Below are 25711 nucleotides of genomic sequence, written 5' to 3' on the forward strand. Positions count from 1 at the left end.
TTTAAAGACCTAAAAAGCACGAATTGCACGGACACTGGGGTATGTATCATTCTTGGGGAAATGGTTGTAGGAAGTACCAAGATAGTGAACAACCCACGCATTAGAGTTACTATACTCCGAAGAAGTCCAATAGTACGTATTGGTGATATTACCAATAATTCTAATTTTGGTGATAAGTCTATGCATCTCACCTTTGCTGGGTAAGAACCAATCATCGTAACCATCTATAATTAAGTCTGTGCAAACATATGCTGCCTTACCCGATGTTGCGCAACCCGCCGCTACCATGTCTAAGGTGTTCTGTGCACCAGTCCCGATAGCTGTTCCATCAGCACCATTAATACCGTTATTACACCCCCATGAAGTTGAACTGCTCTGGTCACTTGATGCTGCGACTAAACCGTGTGTTTCCCCTTCAATATAGCCTGGCTCACCACTCCCAAAAATATGAAAAACAATACCACCATGTGCAGAATCACCTATGCTAAGTACAGGAGTTACAGAATTAGAATTCGCACTTACTGTACTTGTGCCAATTGCATTAGTAGCGGTAACCGTAAACGTGTAGGCTGTGCCATTGGTTAAGCCTGTAACAGTTATTGTTCCACTTCCGGACTGACTTATGGTTTTTGTAATATTTCCAGGACTTGATGTAGCGGTATATGATGTAATTGCTGACCCTCCATTATTTGATGGTGCTGTAAATGGCACCGTTGCTATTTCGTTACCGGCAGTAACATTTCCTATTGTTGGGGCATTGGGCACGCCAACTGGTGTCACGAAATTTGAAACATTACTCGCTGCACTTGTACCCATGGAATTGGTGGCAGTAACGGTAAATGTATATGATGTTCCTTTAGTAAGACCTGTTACAGTTATTGTTCCACTTCCGGACTGACTTATGGTTTTTGTAATATTTCCAGGACTTGATGTAGCGGTATATGATGTGATTGTTGATCCTCCATTATTTGATGGTGCTGTAAATGGTACTGTTGCAAGTTCATTTCCGGCAGTAACTTCTCCTATTGTTGGGGCATTAGGCACACTTACTGGTATTACGGAATTTGAAACACTACTCTCTGCACTTGTACCCATGGAATTGGTGGCAGTAACGGTAAATGTATATGATGTTCCGTTAGTAAGACCTGTAACACTAATTGGGCTGTCAGTTCCTGTGGCAGTAATGCCGCCTGGGTTTGAAGTTACCGTGTATCCAGTAATTTCTAAACCACCGCTATTTTCTGGAGCGGTAAAAGTAACTGTGGCTTGACCATTTCCTCCTGTAGCTGTTCCTATTGTAGGGATGCCAGGAACCGAATTGACTACGCCCCATGCGGGCACATTATTGGTGAATTTTAAAACTTGTCCTTCAGTTCCAGGGGTTATGGCAACCCATGCAGAACCATCCCAATATTGCATCTCACCAGCAGTGGTTCCTCCAATCGAGGCATCTGCCCAAGTGGGAGCACCACCCGCCCCAATAGTTAAAACCTGACCTGTGGTACCACCCGGCGGTAACGAAATATCATATGGATCGGCAGCTGAACCTGTTCCAGAAATCACCAAACCATCACCAACTTGAATGACGCTATTTGCGGGTACGGCCCAAGTGCCTGCTCCACTGCCATCTGACGTCCAAACTTCTCCACTTGTGCCTGCTGTAGTAATGGCGTTTTCAACTTTACTTGCCGATAAAGTACCATCTGCCAGGTCATCTAAATTAGCATTATAAGGTTGAACATTTGAACCAATGGCAACTCCTAAATTTGCTCTTGCCGTGGCAGTATTTGATAAATTACTTAATAGTAAATCTACTTTAGTGTTTAGTGCAATTTGCGTTGTTGTGGATATCGGCTTATCTGCGTCACTGGTATTATTAACATTTTCTAAACCGACCATTGTTGAAGTTATACCGGTCACTGTACCTGTAAAGGTCGGTGATTCCAAAGATGCGTAATTTGTTACATCTACGCTTCCATCTGCTTTTAAAAACTGTGTTGAAGTGCCTGATATTGTTTTATAGCCAGATGCAGTTACTGCTCCTGAAGTTTGTACACCCGTAACACTGGCATTTCCAAGTTGAATAGTATTGCTTGCAGTAACTAATGCCTCTTTTCCAATTGCAGTACTATTTGAAAAAGCACCATCAGAAATATTAGCAGCTCTACCTAAAAAAGTATTTCCGGCACCTGTAGTAACTGCAGATCCTGAATTTGCTCCTACAGCTGTATTATCTGATGATTCAACATTAATTAATGATTGATTTCCAATACCTGTATTGTTGTTGTTCCCTGCCACATTAAACATGGTTTCAGCGCCTAAAGAAGTATTTCCATATCCTGTCGTTAAACCCAACATATTATAATAGCCAACACCAGTATTATTACCAAATGACGTTCCTGAAAATGAATTTAATGCACCAGTCCCGACACCCGTATTTCTATATCCAGTACCTGTACCAAGGTTAGTTCCAACCGCTACGTTTGAATCTCCACCCCCGTTGCCTTTCCCTATAACTAGGCCATTTACCCTAATATCAGAACTAAATACCTTCAATCCATCAATAGATTGGTCGGTTGTTAAATCAACAAATTTACCTGTTGTGGAAGTGCTTACAGCATCGCCTACAAAAGCCGTTGTTGCTATTTGAGTGGTGCTCGTCCCTGCCGTTGCTGTTGGTGCAAGTGGGGTTCCTGTAAATGTTGGTGAAGCGATATCCGCTTTTAAATCAAATGCTATTTGCGTTGCTAGTTCGTTCGCATCTACATCAGCTTGGACTGCTGCAATTGCGGTATCAGTATCGGCTTCATTCGCATCGACATCCGCTTGAACAGTATTAATATTGTTTTGTAATGCAACATCAGCAGCATCGCTATCGGTTTCGTTGGTGTCTACATCGGCTTGAACTGCAGCTATGGCCGTATTTGAATTTGTTTCCAATCCGTCGATATTGGATTGGAGCGTGGCATCTGCCGATTCACTTGCGGTTTGATTGGCATCTACATCCGATTGGATGACACTTTCTGCTGCCAGGGCTCTGGCTTCCTCTGTATCCACATCGGCTATACGATCGGTTATCTCCGCTGCTAAACTTGTTGTCAAGGTTGCGTCTGCAGCATCGCTTGCTATTTCATTAGCATCTACATCTGCTTGAACTGCAGCTATGGCCGTATTTGAATTGGTTTCCAATCCGTCGATATTGGATTGGAGTGTGGCATCTGCAGATTCACTTGCGGTTTGATTGGCATCTACATCGGATTGGATGACACTTTCTGCATTGGTCGCCCTGCTCACTTCGGCTGACAATAAAGATGAACCCGTCGATGCGTTGGTATCGATATACGTTTTTATCGCTTTTACACTTGGATATTTTACATCGGAGTTGGCATCGTTGATGATATCCAAACTTTTGTTGTCAATATTTTCTTTAACATCTAGCACTCCTTGTGTGGCTTGGCTCACGGGCTTATCAAAATCACTGGTATTATCCACATTATCCAGTTCAAGATTAATTTTGGCCTTCCCTACCGTTTCCGCCCCGGTACCACCGTTCTCGATAGGAACGATACCCGTTACCATTTCTGCGGTTTTGGCGTTTAACGCCAATGGAACGTAATTAAAGCGCTGGTTACTTATTTCTTCAAATTGTAAACAAGATCCGGCAAGGTCTAGCCCTACCTTTAAGTATTTATCAAAATTATCCCATAATACACCATCAAAACCGTCTACGTAACCGCTGGTCTGATTATTTGAACCTATGACTAAATTGACCATGCCAAAAGCGTCCGTTGTAATCGTTGCAACTTCTTCATATTCGATGTTCCCGGCAAGATCTATAATGCTGAACTTTATACAGATATTCGTGTTTGCCATTGGAGCGGATACATTGTCCTGTCCAGGCAATTGTTCCCCGCCAGGTTGGTAGATGACAGCTTGATAGGTCATACCGTTATCCTGTGAGAAACTTGAATGGGTCGTCAACAAAATAAAGAGGATATATATGTACTTTTTCATTCGATTTGGTTTGGGTTGGTTGTATTTCAGTTCTAAAAAAATTCGATTTAGGTAATTCGTATATATATTAAATGAATTGTTCAATCTCAAATAAGGCGCTTTTACCTATCAGGCTATACTTGACGTAATACTCTTTTTATACTTTATTTTGGCCTTGATGCCTTTTTTTTGCTGTTTGAAGCATTGGCACTAAAATTATCTGGCTTCTTTTTAAGGGAGAACTGTAATCTGATTTGCCACTGATGGTTGCTGAAATTTAGAGCCTCTTCCGTTTTATTTCCAATCTTACTGATTTTGGAATAATTGTATCCTAGACCTAAGGTTAGCTTATCCGAAACCGGATATGAGATATCCAAGCCCGTAATTGGTTGTATGAAAATACCCTTGAATTCATCCTCTTTGGTGAGATCGAAGGAAGCTCCGTTGATACGCTGATTCCCATCGACTATAAAACTGGTCTGTAACGCAAAAACAAATGTGGTCTTAAATCCAGAATCCGTAGTGAAGATATCGTAGGTAATGCCACCTTTAAAGCCCATATAGGACGTTTCCCATGTGTAAACACTTTCAATAGTACCGCCTTCGGCATTATACTCGTTGAGCGCCGCCCCTAATATATAATTCAATCTTCCGTTAAGGCCCAATGGGGCCAAGTAGACTATTTCATAAAAGGTACCGGAGCTTCCATCTATATTCTCATTGGTCTGGCCCAATGAGTTCTTATAATCATAGCTTGTGCTGTTCGTTCCACTTGCTAAAATAAGATCTTGTGAGCGACCTTCTATTAAAGCCAAAACCATCAAAATAAAAAGGAAATATTTCATGCTTAAACTGTTAAGGGTAAAATTCTATTCTACTTTTTTGATTATTTTAGTATAGTATGTAAGCGCCTCGTGCTGAAGGTGCACCAAGTATAGACCAGGCGACAAAAAGTTGAATTGCACTTGTAAGGCGTTATTTGAAATGGTAAGGCTGCGATCGGCGACCAACCGTCCCTCTATATCAAAAAGCAAGATCTGCATATCACCTTGGATAGCTTCGCTAAACTGAAAATTTACCGTCCCTACGAACGGGTTCGGAAATACGGTGATGCTTTGCCGTTTTGGCAGGACTGTTTCCTTGATTAATCTGGCCCAGGCGCTTTGCTGAAAGCCTTGCAAAACAATATGGCTTTTTCCTTGACTACTACCTGTGCTACTTTGTTGGCCTATAGACTGGCTTACGTAATGGCCACTTTCCAATTCCGCTAGCTTGCCCTGGGCACTTATCATCTGGTGGTGCAGGCGTTGCCCATTGACCCAAGTATTAATAAAAATGGTAAAAATTATAATACCAATGGTCTTCGGAGTGTAATTTTGTTTCATTCATTTGTATTTTGATTAGACTCCTTTTCAAGAGATAAACACAACTTAATACCTAATTAAGAGTATTTATTGATGCTGAAAATACAATGTTGTATAAGATTTTACGTAATTATGTTGTAAGTTTAGTATTTAAGCGTATCAACTAAGGGTTTTTAGATGTAAGTACATATTTTGCTATACCCACTTACGAAAAGGAAGAGGATCTTAGGGTAGGCCATGAGGCGTACTACTATAGCCCCCAGAAATTGAATACTGGTGAAATTGGCCGGTCGTATTGGATATTGGGACGGATGAGCGAAAAAAAGTTAGGGTACAAACTTTCGGTATTCCTGAATTTCAAAACTTTTTGGATACACGCCAGACCTGTTTTGATGCTTTCTACACCGGAAATTTGAGTGACCCGGAATTCTTGGACATTCATGCTCCACTAGACGGTTTCGTAATCAACGGTGGTTTTAAGATCAGGTTATGAATTGAGTTTATTTCTGGATTTAAAACCGTTCTAATCCATTGGTAAATCAAACGCAGGAAACATTGGTTTCCGGTATTTCTTTTTGATATATTTAAGAATGGACAAAAATCCTTTATTTGAACTTTGTTTTTTGGAATTTAAGAAATTTCAGCAAGTCGGGAAAGGTGGCTTTTCATTCAATACAATTTATTTTATCCTCCAAACTATTTTCTTTAAAAGAAGACTAAACGTTTTTGAATAATTTACTTCTATTCTAAAGTTCCTTTCATCCAAAAGTCCTTTCTGATTTTAATATTCTTGTTATTCTTGCTTTGCCATTGATAGAAGAAATAGCCATTTAATCGACCTAAATAATTCTTTTTCTTCTTGGTTCGATAGGAAAATTTGACGTGAAAAAGTACATTGAAAATTAAAAAAAAGAGTCTTTAAGCGTTCTTACTTTGAGGCCGGTATCCTCTACTATATTGTGGATAATAATAAGGTCTCTTTTCTTAAGACTCCCGTTTGATGTTGATGGAACCACTCCCCTGCAATGCTCACCTTTTCATTTACTGAATTTTGGTTTAGCATAGAAACCGTTATAAAATGAACCTTATAAGATATTCCATCTAGTCAATTTGGTTGATGATTATCCATAATCCTTTCCATTCTAAAATCATAAACTTTTCCCTTCATAAGGGGAAATCTAACTGACGTAAATTAAAATCGCTTTAGGACATTAGAAAATTCTCACAATAGTTCTGTTAAAAATTTATCACTTTTTCCAAAGCATCATCGGTATCTTGGTGCATAAAATTAGACTGATAATTTATCGTTGTTGAGATAGAGGTATGTCTATACAGCTTTTGCAATTTTTGGATAGGAATTCTATCACCTGCAATGTTGCCAAAGCTGTGACGAGCAATATGCATCGTAAGTTTTTTATCAATATTCGCCTTATCCGCAAGCCTTGAAAGATATTTATTAAATTTTTTTGTCGCTGTTTTTGTTTTGGCCAAAACATCATGAGCATCCTTTAAATTTGCTTTTTTCATTTCAGGGAAAATGAAATCGTCAATACTTTTCATATTTTTTTTATAGCCCTTAAGAATGGCTGTAACCTTCTCGGGGAGTTTTAATGATAGGAGTTTCTCATTCTTATTCATACGATAATGAAGCCGTCCGTCGTAGATATCAGACCATTTAACATTAATAACATTCCCTACTCTCATCCCGGCTAAATAAAAACTAAAAAGCCATACATTACGAACATGAGATTCTTGAACTGTAAGATTATCTAAGGCTTCAATGGTCACTATTTCCTCCTTGGTAAGGCCTACCTTTTCAGTTTCCGGAAATTTAATACGGATTTTATCTTTACCAAACGGGTAATGCTTCCTATCAATAACGCCATGCTTAATAGCCCTATTGTACAGGGTACGAATAACAATCAAAGTATTGATTACGCTACGCTTTGATAGTTTTTTGCTAACACTTAAATAACTCATAAAACGTCTTAGAAAAGCTTCATCGACTTCTTTAAAAGTTAAGCGACTGTTACTAGCAAATTGCATGACATGTCCAATACGTGCCTTATCCGTAATATACCTATTAATTTTTTTGTTTGCATTAAGTTCTTGCAGATAACCTTCTGCCATTTCTTTAAAATTGATTTTGGATAATGGGGTTGTAATTTTATTTTTTATGGCCTGGGATGAAACGTCCAATTGATCTGAAGTCAATGTTATGATTGTTTTACTTGCCTCTGATAATTTTGCCAGCAACAAATTGTTCAATCGCACGGCATTGGGATGGGATTTTCGAACCGTTCTGTTAGATTCGTCCCAATGCTTCATTTCTATGTATTGGCCAGTATATATGTAGGATGAGTGCCTATCTTTAGTAATACGAATAACCAGCGGATATTTTCCTTCTTTGTTCGGTTTTTTGCGAAGAATTAATTTAATACTTGATGCCACTTTTTTTCTACAAGGTACAACATAGGTACAACAAATTATGATTTTTCTTGATTTTATCTGGTTTTACACAAACCCAATACATTGTTTAACAGCCTAATACAAAACCATTTAGGACCATATCGCGCCAAAAGACGTAGAACTTAAAATCCTGTGACCATCTGGTCGTGCGGGTTCAAGTCCCGCCTCGAGTACTTCAAAAAGACTTAATAAGCTTTAAATTAGCTTTTTAGGTCTTTTTTGTTTTATTAAGTGTACGGTATTTGTAGGGCTTAGGTGGAGATAATGGTTACTCTATGTCATTTATAGTCATTTCTAGCCAATTAAAATTGGAGATTTCATTCAACTTCACTTCAAATTCTTTTATCGTTGAAGCCTTCCCTAAAAATAGGACAGTTTAAAATTCAACTTCACAGAAACCATATAAAGATTTTAGAGTTATAGTGTTGAACTAATCGGTCAACAAAACATGTGGATGCTATTTGATTCAAATGCTTTGTTTAACTTTAATTAGGTGACTGTAACCAATGTTACCGTGTAAAAATTCACTAAATTCTAATTTTGGTGTTAAATTATTTTCATGCTAAAGCGTTATTTACCTATACTTCAATGGCTTCCATACTATAAAAAGTCCTACCTATCTGGGGATATCGGTGCCGGCCTGACCGTTGGCATCATGTTGATACCCCAAGGTATGGCCTACGCAATGATTGCCGGTCTGCCACCGGTTTTTGGCTTGTACGCTTCCTTGATTCCGCAGGTAATCTATTCGTTTATGGGTACATCACGACAGTTGGCGGTAGGGCCGGTTGCCATGGATTCCCTTCTGGTCGCATCCGGCCTAGGTGCACTTGCCCTTTCAAGTATTGATGAATACATCGCAATGGCCATCTTCTTGGCATTGTTCATGGGGCTCATACAACTAGGTTTGGGATTGCTGCGAATGGGTTTTTTGGTCAACTTTCTGTCAAAGCCCGTAATCAGCGGTTTTACTTCAGCCGCGGCCATCATCATTGGGTTAAGCCAATTGAAGCATCTTTTGGGAACTTCCATCCAAGGAAGCAATCAGGTGCATATCCTCCTAAAAAACACCTTGACTACTATTGGCGATACCAATTTGATTGCTTTAGGAATAGGTGTTGCGGCAATCATCCTTATAAAAACGATTAAAATAGTCAATAGTTCTATTCCGGCAGCCTTGGTGGTGGTTGTACTCGGTATTCTTGCGATCTATTTTTTAGGTTTAAATGACCTTGGGGTAAAAATTGTTGGCGAGGTGCCAAGTGGGCTACCGTCATTTCAAGTCCCCAATATCGAATATTCCAGAATTTCGGAATTGTTGCCCATAGCCATGACGCTGGCCCTTATCGCTTTTATGGAAGCCATCTCCGTGGCCAAAGCTGTAGAGGAAAAGCATACGGATTATCAGGTTGATTCCAATCAGGAATTGATTGCCTTGGGCGCGTCAAACCTTATCGGATCCTTTTTTCAGTCGTATCCTACCACAGGAGGTTTTTCAAGAACCGCCATTAATGATCAGGCAGGGGCCAAAACCGGAATCGCACCTTTGGTAAGTGCTCTGGTAGTGGGTCTAACCCTCTTATTTCTAACCCCTCTGTTTTATTATTTGCCGAATGCCGTCTTGGCCGCTATTATTATGGTGGCGGTTTTTGGATTGATGGATTTTAAGTACCCTATCGAACTTTTCAAAAATAGAAGGGACGAATTTTTTCTTTTGATCGCAACCTTTTTGATTACCTTGACCGTAGGAATCAAAGAAGGTATTTTACTGGGGGTTCTGATTTCCTTATTATTGCTTGTGTACAGAACTTCAAGACCTCATATAGCCGTTTTGGGACGAATACACAATACCGAATACTTTAAGAACGTAGCCCGTTTTCCGGAAGACACGGAAACTTTTAAAGAATTTTTGATCATCCGTTTTGATGCACAATTGTATTTCGGAAATAGAGAATATTTTAAAAACGAACTGCTAAAACAGCTTACCAAAAAAGGAGCGGATGTTAAATACATCATTTTGAACGCCGAGGCCATCAACTATATCGATAGTAGCGCGGTTCACATGTTGCGCCAGACCATCGATGAATTGAAGAAAAAAGGAATAAAACTGGTCGTTGCGGGAGCGATTGGCCCAACAAGGGACATTCTTTACAGTAGTGGATTGATCCGTGATATCGGGAAGGAAAACCTGTTCGTAAAAACAAGTGAAGCCTTCGAACATTGCATGACGTTGAGCCATAAAACGGCCATTGAAGAAAAAATTTCCTTACAGTCGGGGAAATGATTCAACGAGTTTACTGTAATCTAAGTTACTGTACGGCTCTAAAACTACATGTACTTGAGCGGTCATGTTACCTTGGCCAAAGAGACCGGAGCTTCCATTATTTATGGACCGAACGCGGAACCTTCTTTTGAGTAGCTTGGAAAAGAAAATTTCATAATTCAAAAAAAGACCTATTGGGTCAATTAGGAAAGGCGGTCGTAAAAGATTGCTTTTTTTTTGTTTGACACGCTGTGTAACTTATGTTACGGTAGTTTCTGGTACATAACCATACCTTTAACGTATAATATATAAAACATAGCATATGTCTTTTTTAAGCACACTTTTCGGAACAAACAAAGATACTTCCGATAAAATCTCAATATTGGATAAGCAAACCTATGCCGATGCCATTACTGATAACAAAGTACAGCTAGTCGACGTTCGTACCTCGAGCGAGTTTCAAAGCGGTCATATAAAAAAAGCGGTCAATATCGACGTAATGGATGCCACGAGTTTTCAAAAATCCTTCGGAAAATTGAACAAGGATAAACCGGTATATCTCTATTGCCGTTCGGGTGCCAGAAGTCAGAAAGCGGCCAGAAGACTTGTTGATATGGGCTTCTCGAAGATTTATGATCTTAAAGGCGGATACATGCGATGGGTTTGAAAAAGCATTAAACCCATAATTATGTTTCGAACGAATTGACCCACGGGCAATTTACGGAGAAGGCAAAACAGGTTTTATAGCGCAGATCAATCTTCTAAAGGCACGCGGTGCCGATGGGATTATTTTAGGGTGTACGGAACTACACATGCGTATTAAGCCTGAAGATGTTGAAATCCCTACACTCTCTACTACAGATTTGGATGCACAGATGGCGGCCGATTTTATTCTGGCATCTTAATCCGATTTTTCAAAGGCATTAATGATCAATTGGCGGAAACCATGGCCCTGATTCTGTTGGTCGAGGTCACTTTTTGGTTATAGAAGAACTAGTTTTTGAGATAAAATAACTACGATATGACTTTGGTCATATAGTAGCGAAAATACCAATCGTACATTTACGATAAGAAATATGAAATGAAAAGAAGTTTAGAACATATAGTAGATAAAGAAGGCACCGAAACCTTGGCGAACTTTGCCAAAGCATTAGGACATCCGACACGTATTGCCATTTTAAAACATCTTGAAAACCAATCCTGTTGTTACACAGGTGATTTGGTGGAGATTTTTCCTTTGGCACAATCTACGGTTTCACAACATCTTAAAGAACTAAAAAACGCAGGTCTTATTCAAGGAGAATTAAGACCGCCAAAAATAAAGTACTGTATCAATCAAGAAAAATGGAGCATTGCCAAATCACTATTTCAGCAATTTTTTGATTGATACTTTTTTTAATAACCGTATCGTCTATTGGCGATGAACAATATATATATAATGAGTAAAGTAATTAAAATATTAGGCACAGGTTGTCCGAAATGCAAGTCAATGACAGGTGTTGTTAACGATGTGGTTTCGGAAAACGCTATTGATGCAACTATTGAAAAAGTGGAGGATATCATGGAAATCATGAAGTTCAACGTATTGACCACACCGGCATTGGTAATAGATGATGTAATTGCCATAAAAGGTAGGGTTCCATCAAAAGATGAAGTTTTGGCTCTTTTAAACTAATTGAAAAAACGCTATGGATTACCATGTAAGTGCTTCTTCCATATCAAATAAGAATGCTGTAATTCACATAAAAGAATCAGATATAGATTTTGGCACAACTTCAAAAACTGCTGAAATCTTACCAAATCCTGCTGAACTGTTCTTGGGTTCATTTGCTGCCTGCATGTTGAAAAATGTAGAACGTTTTTCGGCCATGATGAAATTTACCTATACAAAAGCCAAAGTTGAGGTCAATGCGACACGTCTAGAAAATCCACCGAGAATGGACAACATCGCATACAAATTGACCATTCATAGCAACGACAAAAATTTAAATGCGGACTTACTTAAAAAGAACATCGAGAAATTTGGCACGATCTTCAACACGGTAAAATTATCCTGTACAATTTCAGGCACTGTCAATACCATAGAAAATGTTTGATTGGTTACAACATTTTGCCGATTGGGTCATTTATGCAGTTTTTCAAGTTGGAGCGGAAACACATTTGGGAACTGCCCTGAATTTCTTTGTGTATGATACACTCAAAATTCTAATTCTTTTATTTTTCATCGTCTTTTTAATGGGAATCGTGAATGCGTATTTTCCTGTTGAACGACTAAAAGACTATCTGAATAAAAAGAAGCTTTACGGCCTCGAATACTTATTTTCTTCCATTTTTGGTGCCGTAACTCCCTTTTGTTCGTGTTCTTCGGTGCCTCTATTTATTGGCTTCGTACAAGGTGGAATTCCTTTAGGCGTAACGTTTGCCTTTTTGATTACTTCGCCCTTGGTAAATGAAGTTGCCGTAGCGATGTTCTTGGGCATGTTTGGTATAAAAGCCACGTTAATTTATGTTGTTTCCGGTATAGCACTGGGTACGATCGGTGGTTGGTTGCTTGGCAAATTTAATCTCGAACCTTTACTTTCGGATTGGGTGAAAAAGATTCTTGACAATAAAATGCAACAGGCCGCATACAAAGAAGAGAAACAAACCTTTTACCAACGTTTGCCTGAAATTACACGTGGCGCCTGGGATATTGTAAAGGGAGTTCTTCTTTATGTAATCATAGGCATTGCTATTGGTGCCGCTATGCACGGCTATGTTCCGGAGAACTTTTTTAATCAGTATTTAGGAGGTGGCGAATGGTGGACCGTTCCGCTTGCCGTGCTAGTGGCCGTGCCGATGTATGCAAATGCAGCGGGAATCGTTCCCGTTGTTCAAGTTTTCGTTGCAAAAGGAGTACCACTTGGCACTGCCATTGCTTTTATGATGGCAACGGTAGGATTGTCCATTCCCGAAGCGACCTTGCTTAAAAAGGTGATGTCCTTAAAAATGATCGCCATCTATTTTGGCGTTGTTACGCTGTTTATCATCTTTTCAGGATACCTTTTCAATATCCTCCTATATCGATTCGGATGACCTTGTAAAATTCCATGGTCATCTTTGTGATGGGCTGGTGGTAGGCCATCTTGCGCTGCAACTAGCCATGCATGAATTATATCCGGATGGTATCATTGACCGCACCCGGATTTTAAATCGAATCCTGAATTGAGCAATGACTTTATTAAAACGGATGTTCTGAATAAAGAGAAATCAAAGTGTACCGAATAAAAAAATCCATAATTTTTTCAAGCATTTGGAGTCAATCCTGTTTATGTTTTCAAACAAGCTTTTTATGGGTTAGGTCGTAGATACATAAAATCAAAGTTTTTACGGAACGAGAATTTTTAAAAAGAAGATTGACCTAATATCAAATCCAACTTATGAAAGTTTTTCCTTATTTAAGGTTTTTTGTGCTGTATGTTCTCGCTTAAAACCATGTACCACTTGTCCGAGAAAATCCTTGGGCAGTTTTTCGTCGCCCGGATATCCCAATTTGATTTTACCCCCGGCCTCGGGAATGTAGTTCGTTTTGAAGAGATAATCCCAAAGGCTGAGGCTGATCCCAAAATTGACGCCATATTTGCCTTCTGGCAAATAATACGCGTGATGGTATAAATGCATGACCGGATTGTTCAGAATATATTTCAAAGGCCCCCAAGTGATTTTGATGTTCGAATGGTTAAAATGTCCGATGGCGATGGCAAAGAAATGTACGATATAGGCCTGCTCGGGTTCAAAACCGCCCAAAATCATGACCCCGAAAGTTTTTAGGGGTTTGTACAGAATATTTTCCATCCAATGGAAACGCAAATGTGCGGCAAATCCCATTTCCTTCACGCTGTGGTGCACTTCATGGAACCGCCAAAGAAACTCGTATTTGTGCAGTAAAATATGGGTGAACCACTGTACGAAGTCGAGGATGATAAAGAAAATCAAAAGCTGCCCCCACATGGGCCAGGCGGACATATCGATAAGGGCCAGGCTTTTTGCCGTTATTCCCAAATCGCTGAAAAGCACCTCTAAAACTTTATAAAAACCGCTGATGACAATGGCGAACAGGAAAAAGTTGAAAAACATATAAAATCCGTCCAACCAAAAATCCTTCCTGAAAATTCCCTGTTCCTTGCGCCAAGGAAAAATGATTTCTAAAAGCCAAACCACAAGCGAGATGGCGATTAGTCCCCAAAAATAGTTTGTATACCAAGGCACCTCGAACAAAATGGACTTCCAAGTCCAATTTATCATGCCGATAAAGGCGTTGCCAAATGCTTCTATGTATTCCATCATCTTCTAGAGATCAATATGCAAAGATAAACCATACCCTCCGTAAAGTCGGTAACAATGGTTACATACTAAGCGTAGTTCTCGAGCCACTTACAATTAATCAAGCTCTTCTACGAGCTATGTAACCAAAGTTACTGCCAGGCCAGTTCGCATTACCTAACTTTACACTATTAAAACAACACCATTAGAAGAAGATATAGGATATGAAAATAAAACAATTTGAAGACAAACCTCTGGCGCATTACTCATACGCTATAGTAAGTGAAGGAAAAATGGCCTTGGTAGATCCCGCGAGAGATCCCATGCCCTATTATGAATTTGCAGAAGCACAGAACGCCGAGATTGTTGCTGTTTTCGAAACCCACCCACATGCCGATTTTGTGAGTAGCCACTTGCAAATCCATAAAGAAACGGGTGCAATGATTTATACAAGCAAATTAATAAGTGCCGACTACCCCCATAAACCCTTTGATGACGGCGATTCGTGGAAAATGGGAAAAGTGGTGTTCAAGGCACTCAATACGCCCGGTCATTCTCCCGATAGCATTTCCATTGTGGCAACGGACGAACATGGCAAACATGCGGTATTCACCGGGGATACATTATTCATCGGCGATGTAGGCCGGCCCGATCTTCGCGAGAAAGCGGGTAATATGAGGGCGAAAAGGGAAGAGTTGGCATCGAGTATGTACCATACCATCCAAAACAAATACACGGATCTGCCCGATGATACCTTGGTCTATCCTGCCCATGGCGCTGGGTCGCTCTGTGGTAAGAATATGAGTGACGAATCATCGAGCACATTGGGCAATGAACGTATGGGCAACTGGGCCTTTAAAGAGCAGACCGAAGACGAGTTCGTAAAGCAGATTCTGAGCGATCAGCCCTTTATACCTTCCTATTTTGGTTTTGATGTGGATATCAACAAAAACGGGGCTCCCAATTTCAGGGACAGTATATCGAAAGTTCCGTTTCGGGCCCATATTTCCCAAGTTGAGAAAGACTACATTATTGTTGATACGAGGGATGCAGATCATTTTAAGGAAAATCACCTGCCCGGTAGCGTAAACATAATGGCACGCAACGAAGACGATAAGATCGAGACCTGGTTGGGCGCTATCGTGCAACCTGAAGAGCGTTTTTATTTGGTGGTGGATAGTGTCCGGAATATCGCCGGAATTCTGGAACGTATTGCCAAGATAGGCTACGAAACCCAATTGCAGGCCGTAGTCACACTGTCCGCTACAAGCCTTGAATCGGAGGCGGAATTCGATTTTTCAGATTTCCAAAAGCATCCCGACAACTATACCATATTGGATGTCAGGAACAAAAGCGAAGTGGAGGAAGAAAAGTACTTTGAACATAGTATAAACCTTCCCCTGAACGATCTTCGCAATTCCATCGATCAGATTCCGACCTCAAAACCTATTGTGGTGCATTGCGCCGGAGGATACCGGAGTGCCGCAGGCAGTAGCATCGTAAGCAAGGAAGTTAAAAAAGCCAAAGTCTATGACCTTGGGGAAAAAGTGAATGAATTTAAATCATAACATCATGGAAAATACAAATTTGAACAGTATCGGATTGAGCGAGAAAAGTTCGGTTGAGACCGCTGAACACTTAAATGACCTATTGTCAAACTATCAATTGTTCTACATGAACCTTAGGGGGTTCCATTGGAACATCAAGGGCAAAAAATTCTTTGAATTGCATCTTAAATTTGAAGAACTTTACAACGATGCCCTTGTTAAGGTGGATGAAATTGCCGAACGGGTTCTTACCTTAGGGGAATCGCCATTGCATTCCTTCAAAAAATATCTTGAGACCACCGAGATACAATCGGTTGAAAATATAACCGATGGCGAAATCGCAGTTGACAAAATTCTTGGGGCATTACGGATTTTACTGGCAAAGGAAAGGACCATATTAAATATAGCCTCCCAAGCCAATGACGAGGGTACCGTTGCCTTGATGAGTGATTACATCGTTCAGCAAGAAAAATTGGTTTGGATGCTTACATCCTATTTGGGATAATTGCGGTATTTTTTTAACTTGAGCCATGGGGTGTATCAGGTTTTAGGTACAGAAGAGAACTAACAGTTTTCAGTATCACATTTGAATGGCAAAACTGTCTCGGACATATCAAATCACGACACTTACTGGCGTAGCCTTGGTGGTGGCAAATATGATCGGGACAGGTGCGTTCACCAGTTTGGGGTTTCAATTAAAAGATTTACAGAATCCCACTATCATACTTATTCTTTGGGTTCTGGGCGGCCTCATTGCTTTATCCGGAGCTTATAGTTATGCCGAGATAGGCACGCATATCCAAAAATCGGGTGGTGAATATGCTTTTTTGACCAAGCTGTTTCATCCGCTCATCGGGTATTTATCGGGATGGATTTCCATCACCGTTGGGTTTGCGGCACCTATTGCTTTGTCAGCGATGGCGTTTGTGGCGTACTTTCCTTTTTTTAATCTCGACCCCAAATGGGCGAGCATTGTATTGGTGGCATTAATCACGCTGATTCACACCAGAAGTTTAGAGGTAAGCTCGAAGTTTCAAAATATAAGCACTATTCTAAAAATCGCTTTAATAGTTGTTCTTATCGGTATCGGCTTATGGCAAATTCCATCCTTCGACAACGTAGGGGTTTTGAAAAATACGGACTATTCCAATTTAATGTCACCGGCATTCGCCGTAGCACTTATTTATGTGAGTTATTCCTATTCCGGTTGGAATGCCGCCGCATATATAACCGAGGAATTTAAAAATCCCCAAAAGTCCTTACCAATAGCGTTAATAGGTGGGACCCTTTTGGTAACGGTGCTATACACACTTTTACAATATGTTTTCTTAAAACACGTACCTATCGCAGATTTAAAAGGACAGTTAAATGTCGGAACGATCGCGATGAATAGAATGATCGGGGAAAATTATGGGAAAATGTTTGGCTTGGCCATTTCACTTTTATTGGTATCCGGCATAAGTGCAATGGTATGGGTGGGCTCAAGGGTGACTTCAAGCATTGCCAAAGACCACAGGTTTTGGCGATATTTCAAACCAAAAAAAAATACAATCCCGCAGAAGGCCCTGTGGTTACAATTTGCCATAAGTGCTTTCTTGATCCTTACCGGAACTTTTGAGCAAATCTTGATTTACTGTGGTATTCTGTTAACCATATCTTCTATGGCAACTGTTTTAGGGGTTTTTAAATTACGATACTCGTATAAAAAAACGCAAACCCATAGATATAAAAGCCCGCTTTTTCCCCTATTTCAAATTATCTTTATTATTTTATCCCTTTGGATGATAGTATATGCTTTTATCAACAGCCCAGTTGAAATTATTGTGGGTTTCGGAAATCTGCTCATCGGTTTTTTAACCTACTGGTGGAGTATTCAATTAAACAAAAACTCAAAAACGTAATACCAATGAAATTAAAATCGTTTTTATCAACAGCAACCTTTATGGTCTCATCATTACTATTTTCACAGCACAAGCCTCAACATAAAGACAGTACAAAATCTGCCAATGAATATATGCACCAATCTTCTACCGAAGACTTGGTCAAGCTATTTGATTCGCCAGAGCGTGATGCCTACCAAAAACCCGAAAAGGTGCTGGACTATTTGGGTGAAATAAAGGACAAAAAAATAATGGATATTGGGGCCGGCTCAGGTTATTTTTCGGTAAAACTGGCAGATAAAGGTGCAAATGTAATTGCTGCCGATGTAAGTGACGAGTTTCAAAAAGCACTAAAAAAACGGATACAGGATAACAATCTTAAAAATATAGAACTTCGTAAAATCCCTTATGATGGTCCGAATTTGGCGGACAATGAAGTGGATATGGTGTTGATTGTAAACACCTATCACCACATAGAAAACAGAAGTGACTATTTTTCAAAAGTCAAAAAAGGGATAAAAGGGAACGGTGAACTGGTAATTATAGATTACTTCAAAACAGATTTTCCCGTCGGGCCACCAACCTACCATAAGGTCTCGATGGATGAAGTCATAACAGAACTAAAAAAAGCAGGCTATGCGCATTTTGAGGTTAATGTTGAATTATTACCTTATCAATATATTATCAGGGTAAAGTAAAACGCGGAAAACTCTTGATGTTGTCCGGGCTAAAATCAGGATTCAGTCTCAAATACGTCTTCATGGCCTCCTCCGCTTTTTGGCTATGTTTTTTTTCGATTCCTACCATATTTGGCCGCTACTCCCTGGGTCGTTACGAAACCCACGTTATAGGTCTTTCCAAAATCAAGATGTGAACCTTTGTAATAAATTTCCTGAATGCGATGGCCGGTCGGGTTTTCAATCCGCATATTCACTTGCAAACCTAACATGCGTTTTACATAACCCTTAATTTCCCTGTCTTCGTAAACAATGGTGAACTTGCCCACAAATGCACTATGAAAACCACATTGCACAATACGTGCCCCATTGACCTCAACGGCCTTATAAATTCGGTTGTGTTTATGTGCGATCAGACAAATATCACCAACCGTTTCCACGACTTCTCCTGTAGCTTCATAAAACAGTTCGGGATGAGGCGCAAGATAGCCGTGCACGTCCGTTTATAAATAGAATGTTGATTTTAACTGTCGCATATTTCGCTATAGGTTTAGGTTATTTCAGAAAGGGACGGATCAGTGTGTTACAAATTACCGTCTCATTTCGGAAAAAATACTACTTTAAACTGTTCAAGAACGTTTTAAATTCCGGGGCGCTATAATCCGCCATTCCCTTATGCGTCATGGCCAAATTTCCATCGGCATCGATGACATAGGTAGTGGGAATGGCCGACGAATGATACATTGCAGGAAGGTTGCTGGCGGGGGCATAAATCGGCAGGTGGTAGCCCTTGCGCTTATCGAAGGCCTTTGCCTTTTCAAAATCGTCGTCTAATGAAAGTAATACGAAAGCCACCTCATCGCCCATTTCTTCATGCAGGGTATCGATACTCGGCATTTCGGCGATACAGGGAGGGCACCAGGTCGCCCACATATTCAAAAAAATGACCTTGCCCTTCAGTTCTTCCAATGAAGTAGTATTGCCATCGGCATCAACCAGTTTTAGGTTGAAATCCGCTGGGGTAAGAACTGGCAAATTTTCCGTTTCACTTGCGTTTTCATTGTTCCTAATTTGAGCAATTTGCTCCACGTCGGGGTTCATTAAGCCCGTCGCGAGCAGCCCGCGCTGTGCAAAACCGATGACCTCGGTATGCAGACCGGTTACGTACAGGGTAATCGCCACTACAGCAAAAATTCCGTACTCGATCCATGTTCTTTTTGAGCTCTTATTTTTCATTGTTTTATGTTTTATTGAAATTTATAATCGGTTTTAATCTTCTTAGGTTTATAGGCTCAAGCTTCTATAGCCCTTTTTCTGAAGCTGAAAGTTATACAGGATTCCGTTTTCCACGATCTTCATTTCCTTGGGTACCCTAGTTTTATTCACCTTGAATTTATCCAGTGAAAAACCGCAGGCCACTAATTGCACCCCGGCCTTTTCCGCCCTTTTAATAAAGTCGCCCATTTTTTCGGCATTGGTTATATCGCCGATTCCCTGTCCGCAGATGATGACCTGAAAATCTCCGTATGCATCCCCTTCCTCGGTTTTGAGCGCTTCGGCCGTCAGGATTATGGGTTGTAGTTGTGGTACTTTTTTCGTTAAAACCACGTAATTGTTCTTATCGTTGTCCATTTGCTGGGCCTGTAGGTTAGCGGTGCTAAACAGGGTGAGCATTAAAAAGATCGAACTAAAGATGTATGTTTTCATTTTGAATTATTTTAAAAGGTTATCGGTGTCGTTCAGGATGAAAAGAAGAAGTCCACCTAAAATTGCCATGTTTTTAAAAAGGGGTCCGAGTGTTGTAATCTGTCCCACTTGAACCGTTACTGTGATGGGTATGAGTACCGCCACCAAGATAATCGCCATCCATTTGGTTATATATCCGATTAAGAACATAAAACCTGCCGCAAGCATAACGATACCCAACAGTACGACAAGCCAGTGTTGTTCGCCAAAAAAATGGGCGATACCCTTAAAGCTGGCCTGTTCGATTCGTTGGGCAGTTTTTTCTACATTGAGCAAGTGGTTAAAACCCGTCACTAAAAATATGCCGCTTATCAAAACGCGCAATAGTTGTATGGACCGACGGCTGATCAAAAGTTGTGTCGTCATTTTTAAAAGATGTTAAAAAAGGGTACTGGATTTTTTGCGATGCTTGACCATAGCTTGCCATCTGCACATCGTTCTGTTTTGCAAAGGGGCAACGCTGCAATTGCAACGATTTGAATTTAAATGAAAAGTCAAAACTTATGTGTAACCTTTGTTACTTAAGGGTGTTAAAGTAGGTATAAAATTCAATGATAGGTATTACCCAATCTGTTCCTTGGTTCTCTTGGTGTTCCAAGACAGCTTGCACAATTGCATATGGATTGATGAAAAAGGGGGGCTCGTGGAATATCCCATCAAATCTCAGCGTCCTTTTTACCCTCGCGGTACTGTTTAACGGCGGTTTATTGGTCGGCTTCGGAGCCCGATATGCGGGTGAATGTAATAACACGTGTATGAATATATAAAAATACACGTGTTCCATTTGTGGCTAATATTAGTATATACAGATCAAAGGATTATATACCAATTATTGCACAATAGAAACAGAGGAATACCCCAAACTACTTTTATCCAATTGGATCTGCGTGGTAATACGCTCTTTTAAAGCACCCACATGGGAGATTACCCCAACCGACTTGTCACCTTCATTTTGCATTTTTTCCAAGATGGTTATGGCCTGATCCAAAGTCTCCGGGTCCAAGGTCCCGAAACCTTCATCGATAAATAAGGATTCTATTTTTACATTTCTGGAAGCAATATCCGATAGCGCGAAGGCCATGGCCAAACTTACTAAAAAAGTTTCCCCCCCGGACAAAGTACGTACCGATCTACGAGCATTGCCCATATATCTATCGAAAATCTTGAGGGTATCGCTCTTCTCCGCCTCCTCGGCTGTTGGAATGTCCAGTACATAACGGTCGCTAAATTCCGATAAGCGTTTATTTGCGTATCCTATAAGTTGTTCAAGAGTTAAGTCCTGTACAAAATTGGAGAATTTACTTCCGTTGGCATCCCCTATTAAATCATTCATTGTTTTCCAGAGTACCAGGTCCTTTTTTAATAAAGTCAACTGGGTCAAAACGCCTTGCTGCCGTTCCCGGGTTACTTTATCATCTTCCAAGCTCTGGGTGATTTTTCCAATATTGACGGAAAGCTCATCCCATTTGAATTTGGACTCTTCGAACAAAGCGGTTAACCTTTCAAAAGAAAGCTTTTCATCATCTTTTTCCCTTAGCTCTTTTAAGGATTTTATTAGGATCTTTTCCTTTTCGGACAGACGTGATTGCCCATCATTCAATTTGGTATTAGTACTACGAAATTTATGGGCTGCTTCTTCAGTAAGTATGGCGGCTTGCAATTTTTCAATACTTTCTAAATGCTCGCTTTCTATAATGCCATGAAGTTTCTTAAGAATTCGACTTTTTTGATTTTCCGCCGATTTTAATTTAGACGTCGCATCTTCCAGCTGCTTTCCGATGGATGAAATTTTCGCTATAGATCTTGTGATGCATGTGGCGAGAGCATTGGATTCTTGATCAATAGTATTACCCGAATAGCGCTTGGTGCGTTCCTCCTTTAGGTGCTGATATTTCTGTAAAGTCAATTCCCAATGATGGTAACTTTCTTGCAGGTCTTTCAAAATTGAATTTGCTTGGAATGCCTGTTTTGATTCTTCAAGGATCTTAATGCGCTCGGATAAGCTATTCCGTCGGCTTTGAAGATTTTCTAAATTGTCATCGCTATTCCACTTCAACTGCTCTGCCAGTGCGACCAATACTTTTTTGTCTTCTGTATATTCTGCGGTAAACTTGTCAATTTCGAGCTGTAAACGAGCATTATCTTTGTATTGAGCCTTGTTTTCGGCTTCCAACGACATAATTAAGTGTGACTTCGACGCCAACAAATTTTTCTTATCATTTAAAAGCTCCTCTTTTACATCAAAATAGGGTTCTTCGGAGGCATATGGGTGCTCTAGTGAACCACACAGCGGACAAGGGGCATGCGGTTCCAATTGCGCCCGATGCTGCTCCAGACTCTGATGCTTGCGTTGATGATCCAGGAGTCTCGAAAGTTCCTGAACTTCTTTGTTTAAAACAGGAACCTCATCGATAAGAATTTTTACCCTTTTCTCAAGGGTTTTTATTTTCTTATTGCCTTCATTTAGATCTGTTTTATACGTTTCTATATTTTTTTGAAGTGTTAGTGCCTGCTCCTTCTTTGTAAGTAAGTCCAACGCCTTTTCGTTGGATTCCCGTAGACTTCCCAATTTTATATTCAAGGCCTCCATCGAATCGAGTCCGGAAACATCTATACCCTTACGGACCGTATTCTGGACAACATCCAGTTGTGTTTTGAATTGGGTCGGAGTTTCCGCCCGTGGCAGGGAATAGCCCAACTGAACTACCTTCTTTACATAGGCATTCATTTGGTCTTGGTGTAGAGCTGCTTCCTTCCGTTTCCCAACTTCTTTAGCCTGAAGGCTTACAATGCGACTTCTAAATTTTTCGAGTTCGTGGTTTGCATTGGTAATGCTCACCTCTTCTTTAACCAATTTCGAAATGGATTCCAGATGCGCTCTTTGCTGTAAATTTTCTTGGGATTTAGATTTTTCAAGACCGTCCAATTGTTGGGCTATACTTTCAACATCCTTAGAAGATGACGCGTATTCCAGCAAATCTGGGTTATATCCTGAAAGTCTCTCATGTTCGTCCAAGCGTTTTTTATCCGCTTCAAAATCCTTGAGACGTTTTTTAAGAACATCTTTAAAACCTTCAATTTCCTTTTCCTCCTTAAATTTAGCGAGGAGTTCTTTGCGCGTGTTAATTTTTGCATTAAAATCTTGAAACGCTTTTTGAATTTCCGGCTTCGATTCATTTAGTGATTTTAATTCCGCTTTCTTTGCTGCAATGGTCTCCGGCGTTAGTAGCTCAATACTTTCCAAACCCGCCTCTTTTAACTCTACTTCCTTTTTTATTCTGGAATAGCGCTGATAAACAGCCCTTCCTATATCGCGGTAAGACCGGGCACCCGTAATATCTTCCAACAACTTATTTCTCTCGTTTCTTGGGGCTTGCAACAATTTGCTAAATTCCCCTTGGGAAAGCACCATGGCCTTTACAAATTGTTCATAGCTAAGTCCGATGACCTCTACATTTTTATCGGGAGTTTTAGTACCGGTTTCAATAATTGTACCGGTGGCGATTTCTACAAGTTCCTGTTTGCGACTATTGAGATTGTTATTTCTATTGCGCTCTATAGACCAATGCGAGCGATAGCCCTTTCCGTTGACCAGGTATTCGACTTCCGCATAGCAACTGGGCATGTTGCGGGTCATAATGCCTCCATCATCTTCTAAAACGGTATTGGAAATCGATTTGTCAACCCGTGCAATGCGGTTGTAAAGGGCCAGTGTAATAACATCGAGCAAGGTTGATTTCCCCGATCCAGTCGGTCCTGTAATGGCAAACAAACCAGCTTCTGCCAAGACGCCCGCTCCGAAATCGATTTCATGTTCGCCCTTTAGGGAATGTATATTTTGTAATCGTATTTTTAAAATCTTCATAGCTAAAGTCCCAGTTCTTGTAAAATTTCACGAAAAGCATTTTTTAGTTCCCCCGTATTGTCCAGCCCGCTTTGCAATTCCAGTTTTTTTTCGAACATCTGTACGGGAGTTACATCGGTAACATCCGTGCCCACGGCAAAAGCATCCGTGGCACCACGGATCTTACTTTTAAAATTAAGTCGGGATTTTACAATTTCAATATTATCATTGGGTTGTGAATTGACAAATCCTTCAAATGCTTGCCGTCTTTCCAAGCTTTCCGAGTCCTCGTTTACAATAACTTCGGCCAAGGACATCAATCTTGTTTCTTCCGAATACCCGGTTAGTTTGCTTTCAACCTCCTCTAAATTACCTTCAAAAGCGACTAGATTTCTATATTTTGGTATCGGAACTATTTCCAGCTGATCTATCTTCCCTTCTTTTATGGTGATAACATTGATCTGTTTCCGGTCTTCCCTTTCAGAAAAACTCAAGGGAATAGGTGACCCACAATAATAAATATTTTGGGTATCCGAAATAATTTGTGGTTTATGAATATGCCCCAGCGCCACATATTGGGGAATTCCCTCGAACATATGCGCTTCTACACCCGCTTGATTTCCAATTTGAATATCCCGTTCACTTTCGGACAACTCACTGCCCTGAACATATAAATGTCCCATGAGGATAAATGTGTGATCTGGATAATTTTGTTGATAGAAAGCGTTGATATTGGCAAAATAGCTTTGTAGTCCCGATTTGATCTGTTCAATTTTCGTGGCATATGTTTCCCCAGCGACCGATTTTCGAATATCGCGATCCTTTAAAAACGGTACGGCGGCCACCACTATTTTTTCACCCTCTTTTTCCACTTCTATGAACAGTTCCCCAACTTCGTCCGTGGCGCCTCCAATAACGGTAATATCAAATGCTTTTAGCAATTCCTGGGGAGCATTAAGCACCGATGCCGAATCGTGATTCCCCCCAGTTAGGATAATCTTACAATCAAAGTTTATCAGTTGTTTTAATACATCATAATATTGTTTATAGGCAGCCTGCGACGGATTTGCTTGATCAAAAATATCTCCGGAAACTAGAAGCACATCAATATTTTCGGTTTGGATATAATGCACCAGCCAATCAAAAAAGAGATCCAGATCCTCGCTTAAATCATATTTGTGAAGTTGCTTTCCGATATGCCAGTCAGAGGTATGCAGAATTTTCATATGCTATAATGGATTTAGTACAAACTTATAACATTATGAATCTTTAAATCAGTTCCGAAGTTTCAATTGCCAAAATAGAATCCGATCTTCCGCACCTATTCCTACCTAATTTAAAGCCATAGGGATTAAGGAAATGGTAAATTCTAAATAAATGATTGTAGGCCATCATAGAAATTTGTCTTTGGGATTCGGCCTACCACCCACCCACCAGGGACAAATTGGATTGCTATGGTCAAGAATACAAGAAAATCTCCAGTCCGAACCTTTCAAAATTACACGCTGATATCCAAAATCTGAAACTCGATATTAGGGTTCTAACCAATCCCTATTTCCATTGACCGCATGGTAGCGATACTTCCACGGCAAATATTTCGTTATCTTTAAACAAATCGCCTAGAAA

The 25711-nt window shown here is 40.2% G+C and carries 22 protein-coding genes; 11 read left to right on the top strand and 11 right to left on the bottom strand.

The window, feature by feature from the left end; all coding sequences use genetic code 11:
- Nucleotides 1–9 precede the first annotated feature (9 nt).
- The 4 genes from BLT07_RS06760 to BLT07_RS06780 form a co-directional block, all read right to left on the bottom strand.
- Nucleotides 10–4104, bottom strand: coding sequence for a fibronectin type III domain-containing protein (locus tag BLT07_RS06760; RefSeq protein WP_139205112.1), 4095 nt, complete (start codon nucleotides 4102–4104; stop codon nucleotides 10–12).
- Between the two features lie 53 nt (nucleotides 4105–4157).
- On the bottom strand, nucleotides 4158–4838 hold the full coding sequence (locus BLT07_RS06765) for a hypothetical protein (protein ID WP_091867054.1): 681 nt from the start codon (nucleotides 4836–4838) through the stop codon (nucleotides 4158–4160).
- Nucleotides 4839–4862: 24 nt separating this feature from the next.
- Nucleotides 4863–5378 carry a T9SS type A sorting domain-containing protein gene (locus BLT07_RS06770; protein ID WP_091867056.1) on the bottom strand — a complete coding sequence of 172 codons (516 nt, stop codon included), beginning with the start codon at nucleotides 5376–5378 and terminating at the stop codon, nucleotides 4863–4865.
- A gap of 1215 nt (nucleotides 5379–6593) precedes the next feature.
- The gene (locus tag BLT07_RS06780; protein WP_091867058.1) at nucleotides 6594–7808 is read right to left on the bottom strand and encodes a site-specific integrase; all 1215 of its coding nucleotides are present in this window, start codon (nucleotides 7806–7808) and stop codon (nucleotides 6594–6596) included.
- 577 nt (nucleotides 7809–8385) lie between these two features.
- On the opposite strand from BLT07_RS06780, the gene BLT07_RS06785 reads away from it, so the two are divergent.
- From BLT07_RS06785 to BLT07_RS21695, 7 genes are all read left to right on the top strand, one after another.
- Nucleotides 8386–10110: a SulP family inorganic anion transporter gene (locus BLT07_RS06785; protein WP_091867060.1), complete on the top strand. Its 1725-nt coding sequence runs from the start codon at nucleotides 8386–8388 to the stop codon at nucleotides 10108–10110.
- Nucleotides 10111–10411: 301 nt separating this feature from the next.
- On the top strand, nucleotides 10412–10756 hold the full coding sequence (locus BLT07_RS06790) for a rhodanese-like domain-containing protein (RefSeq protein ID WP_091867062.1): 345 nt from the start codon (nucleotides 10412–10414) through the stop codon (nucleotides 10754–10756).
- A 414-nt stretch (nucleotides 10757–11170) separates the two neighbouring features.
- Nucleotides 11171–11476, top strand: coding sequence for an ArsR/SmtB family transcription factor (locus tag BLT07_RS06795; RefSeq protein WP_091867064.1), 306 nt, complete (start codon nucleotides 11171–11173; stop codon nucleotides 11474–11476).
- Nucleotides 11477–11527: 51 nt separating this feature from the next.
- Nucleotides 11528–11764 (top strand): thioredoxin family protein, encoded by a 237-nt coding sequence (locus BLT07_RS06800; protein ID WP_091867369.1) that lies wholly within the window; start codon nucleotides 11528–11530, stop codon nucleotides 11762–11764.
- A gap of 13 nt (nucleotides 11765–11777) precedes the next feature.
- Nucleotides 11778–12185 (top strand): OsmC family protein, encoded by a 408-nt coding sequence (locus BLT07_RS06805; protein WP_091867066.1) that lies wholly within the window; start codon nucleotides 11778–11780, stop codon nucleotides 12183–12185.
- Nucleotides 12178–13164, top strand: coding sequence for a permease (locus BLT07_RS06810; protein ID WP_091867068.1), 987 nt, complete (start codon nucleotides 12178–12180; stop codon nucleotides 13162–13164). Before BLT07_RS06805 ends, BLT07_RS06810 begins: the two co-directional genes overlap by 8 nt.
- On the top strand, nucleotides 13100–13297 hold the full coding sequence (locus tag BLT07_RS21695) for an FmdE family protein (protein ID WP_394331308.1): 198 nt from the start codon (nucleotides 13100–13102) through the stop codon (nucleotides 13295–13297). The genes BLT07_RS06810 and BLT07_RS21695 overlap by 65 nt, the downstream gene beginning before the upstream one ends.
- Before the next feature lie 209 nt (nucleotides 13298–13506).
- Here the strand turns inward: BLT07_RS21695 and BLT07_RS06820 are convergent, their stop codons facing one another.
- Nucleotides 13507–14415, bottom strand: coding sequence for a sterol desaturase family protein (locus BLT07_RS06820; protein ID WP_091867072.1), 909 nt, complete (start codon nucleotides 14413–14415; stop codon nucleotides 13507–13509).
- A 200-nt stretch (nucleotides 14416–14615) separates the two neighbouring features.
- Here BLT07_RS06820 and BLT07_RS06825 point away from each other — a divergent pair, with 200 nt between their 5' ends.
- The 4 genes from BLT07_RS06825 to BLT07_RS06840 all read left to right on the top strand — a co-directional run bounded on the left by BLT07_RS06825 (nucleotide 14616) and on the right by BLT07_RS06840 (nucleotide 18516).
- A complete protein-coding gene (locus tag BLT07_RS06825; protein WP_091867074.1) occupies nucleotides 14616–15959 on the top strand; it encodes an MBL fold metallo-hydrolase in 1344 nt (447 codons plus the stop codon).
- Nucleotides 15960–15963: 4 nt separating this feature from the next.
- Nucleotides 15964–16443, top strand: a complete 480-nt coding sequence (locus tag BLT07_RS06830) for a Dps family protein (RefSeq protein WP_091867371.1) — start codon at nucleotides 15964–15966, stop codon at nucleotides 16441–16443.
- Nucleotides 16444–16528: 85 nt separating this feature from the next.
- Nucleotides 16529–17839, top strand: coding sequence for an APC family permease (locus BLT07_RS06835; RefSeq protein ID WP_091867076.1), 1311 nt, complete (start codon nucleotides 16529–16531; stop codon nucleotides 17837–17839).
- Between the two features lie 5 nt (nucleotides 17840–17844).
- Nucleotides 17845–18516, top strand: coding sequence for a class I SAM-dependent methyltransferase (locus BLT07_RS06840; protein ID WP_091867078.1), 672 nt, complete (start codon nucleotides 17845–17847; stop codon nucleotides 18514–18516).
- Nucleotides 18517–18599: 83 nt separating this feature from the next.
- Here BLT07_RS06840 and BLT07_RS06845 read toward each other — a convergent pair whose 3' ends face one another.
- From BLT07_RS06845 to BLT07_RS06875, 6 genes are all read right to left on the bottom strand, one after another.
- Entirely contained in the window at nucleotides 18600–18992 is a 393-nt protein-coding gene (locus tag BLT07_RS06845) for a metallophosphoesterase family protein (RefSeq protein ID WP_245726465.1), read from the bottom strand.
- Nucleotides 18993–19110: 118 nt separating this feature from the next.
- Complete coding sequence (locus BLT07_RS06850) at nucleotides 19111–19731, bottom strand: TlpA family protein disulfide reductase (RefSeq protein ID WP_091867080.1); 621 nt, start codon at nucleotides 19729–19731, stop codon at nucleotides 19111–19113.
- 48 nt (nucleotides 19732–19779) lie between these two features.
- Complete coding sequence (locus BLT07_RS06855) at nucleotides 19780–20202, bottom strand: sulfur reduction protein DsrE (RefSeq protein WP_091867082.1); 423 nt, start codon at nucleotides 20200–20202, stop codon at nucleotides 19780–19782.
- Between the two features lie 6 nt (nucleotides 20203–20208).
- Nucleotides 20209–20607 (bottom strand): DoxX family protein, encoded by a 399-nt coding sequence (locus BLT07_RS06860; protein WP_091867084.1) that lies wholly within the window; start codon nucleotides 20605–20607, stop codon nucleotides 20209–20211.
- 463 nt (nucleotides 20608–21070) lie between these two features.
- Nucleotides 21071–24106: an AAA family ATPase gene (locus BLT07_RS06870; RefSeq protein ID WP_091867088.1), complete on the bottom strand. Its 3036-nt coding sequence runs from the start codon at nucleotides 24104–24106 to the stop codon at nucleotides 21071–21073.
- A gap of 2 nt (nucleotides 24107–24108) precedes the next feature.
- Entirely contained in the window at nucleotides 24109–25311 is a 1203-nt protein-coding gene (locus tag BLT07_RS06875) for a metallophosphoesterase family protein (RefSeq protein ID WP_091867090.1), read from the bottom strand.
- Between the last annotated feature and the right edge of the window lie 400 nt (nucleotides 25312–25711).

Source organism: Pricia antarctica (genome assembly GCF_900101815.1).
Lineage (GTDB): Bacteria > Bacteroidota > Bacteroidia > Flavobacteriales > Flavobacteriaceae > Pricia > Pricia antarctica.

What these genes read in the sequence shown, in the direction of transcription:
- BLT07_RS06765 (WP_091867054.1), bottom strand. Translation starts at nt 4,838, where the DNA reads ATGAAATATTTCCTTTTTATTTTGATGGTTTTGGCTTTAATAGAAGGT.
- BLT07_RS06770 (WP_091867056.1), bottom strand. Translation starts at nt 5,378, where the DNA reads ATGAAACAAAATTACACTCCGAAGACCATTGGTATTATAATTTTTACC.
- BLT07_RS06785 (WP_091867060.1), top strand. Translation starts at nt 8,386, where the DNA reads ATGCTAAAGCGTTATTTACCTATACTTCAATGGCTTCCATACTATAAA.
- BLT07_RS06790 (WP_091867062.1), top strand. Translation starts at nt 10,412, where the DNA reads ATGTCTTTTTTAAGCACACTTTTCGGAACAAACAAAGATACTTCCGAT.
- BLT07_RS06795 (WP_091867064.1), top strand. Translation starts at nt 11,171, where the DNA reads ATGAAAAGAAGTTTAGAACATATAGTAGATAAAGAAGGCACCGAAACC.
- BLT07_RS06800 (WP_091867369.1), top strand. Translation starts at nt 11,528, where the DNA reads ATGAGTAAAGTAATTAAAATATTAGGCACAGGTTGTCCGAAATGCAAG.
- BLT07_RS06805 (WP_091867066.1), top strand. Translation starts at nt 11,778, where the DNA reads ATGGATTACCATGTAAGTGCTTCTTCCATATCAAATAAGAATGCTGTA.
- BLT07_RS06810 (WP_091867068.1), top strand. Translation starts at nt 12,178, where the DNA reads ATGTTTGATTGGTTACAACATTTTGCCGATTGGGTCATTTATGCAGTT.
- BLT07_RS06820 (WP_091867072.1), bottom strand. Translation starts at nt 14,415, where the DNA reads ATGATGGAATACATAGAAGCATTTGGCAACGCCTTTATCGGCATGATA.
- BLT07_RS06825 (WP_091867074.1), top strand. Translation starts at nt 14,616, where the DNA reads ATGAAAATAAAACAATTTGAAGACAAACCTCTGGCGCATTACTCATAC.
- BLT07_RS06830 (WP_091867371.1), top strand. Translation starts at nt 15,964, where the DNA reads ATGGAAAATACAAATTTGAACAGTATCGGATTGAGCGAGAAAAGTTCG.
- BLT07_RS06835 (WP_091867076.1), top strand. Translation starts at nt 16,529, where the DNA reads ATGGCAAAACTGTCTCGGACATATCAAATCACGACACTTACTGGCGTA.
- BLT07_RS06840 (WP_091867078.1), top strand. Translation starts at nt 17,845, where the DNA reads ATGAAATTAAAATCGTTTTTATCAACAGCAACCTTTATGGTCTCATCA.
- BLT07_RS06850 (WP_091867080.1), bottom strand. Translation starts at nt 19,731, where the DNA reads ATGAAAAATAAGAGCTCAAAAAGAACATGGATCGAGTACGGAATTTTT.
- BLT07_RS06855 (WP_091867082.1), bottom strand. Translation starts at nt 20,202, where the DNA reads ATGAAAACATACATCTTTAGTTCGATCTTTTTAATGCTCACCCTGTTT.
- BLT07_RS06860 (WP_091867084.1), bottom strand. Translation starts at nt 20,607, where the DNA reads ATGACGACACAACTTTTGATCAGCCGTCGGTCCATACAACTATTGCGC.
- BLT07_RS06870 (WP_091867088.1), bottom strand. Translation starts at nt 24,106, where the DNA reads ATGAAGATTTTAAAAATACGATTACAAAATATACATTCCCTAAAGGGC.
- BLT07_RS06875 (WP_091867090.1), bottom strand. Translation starts at nt 25,311, where the DNA reads ATGAAAATTCTGCATACCTCTGACTGGCATATCGGAAAGCAACTTCAC.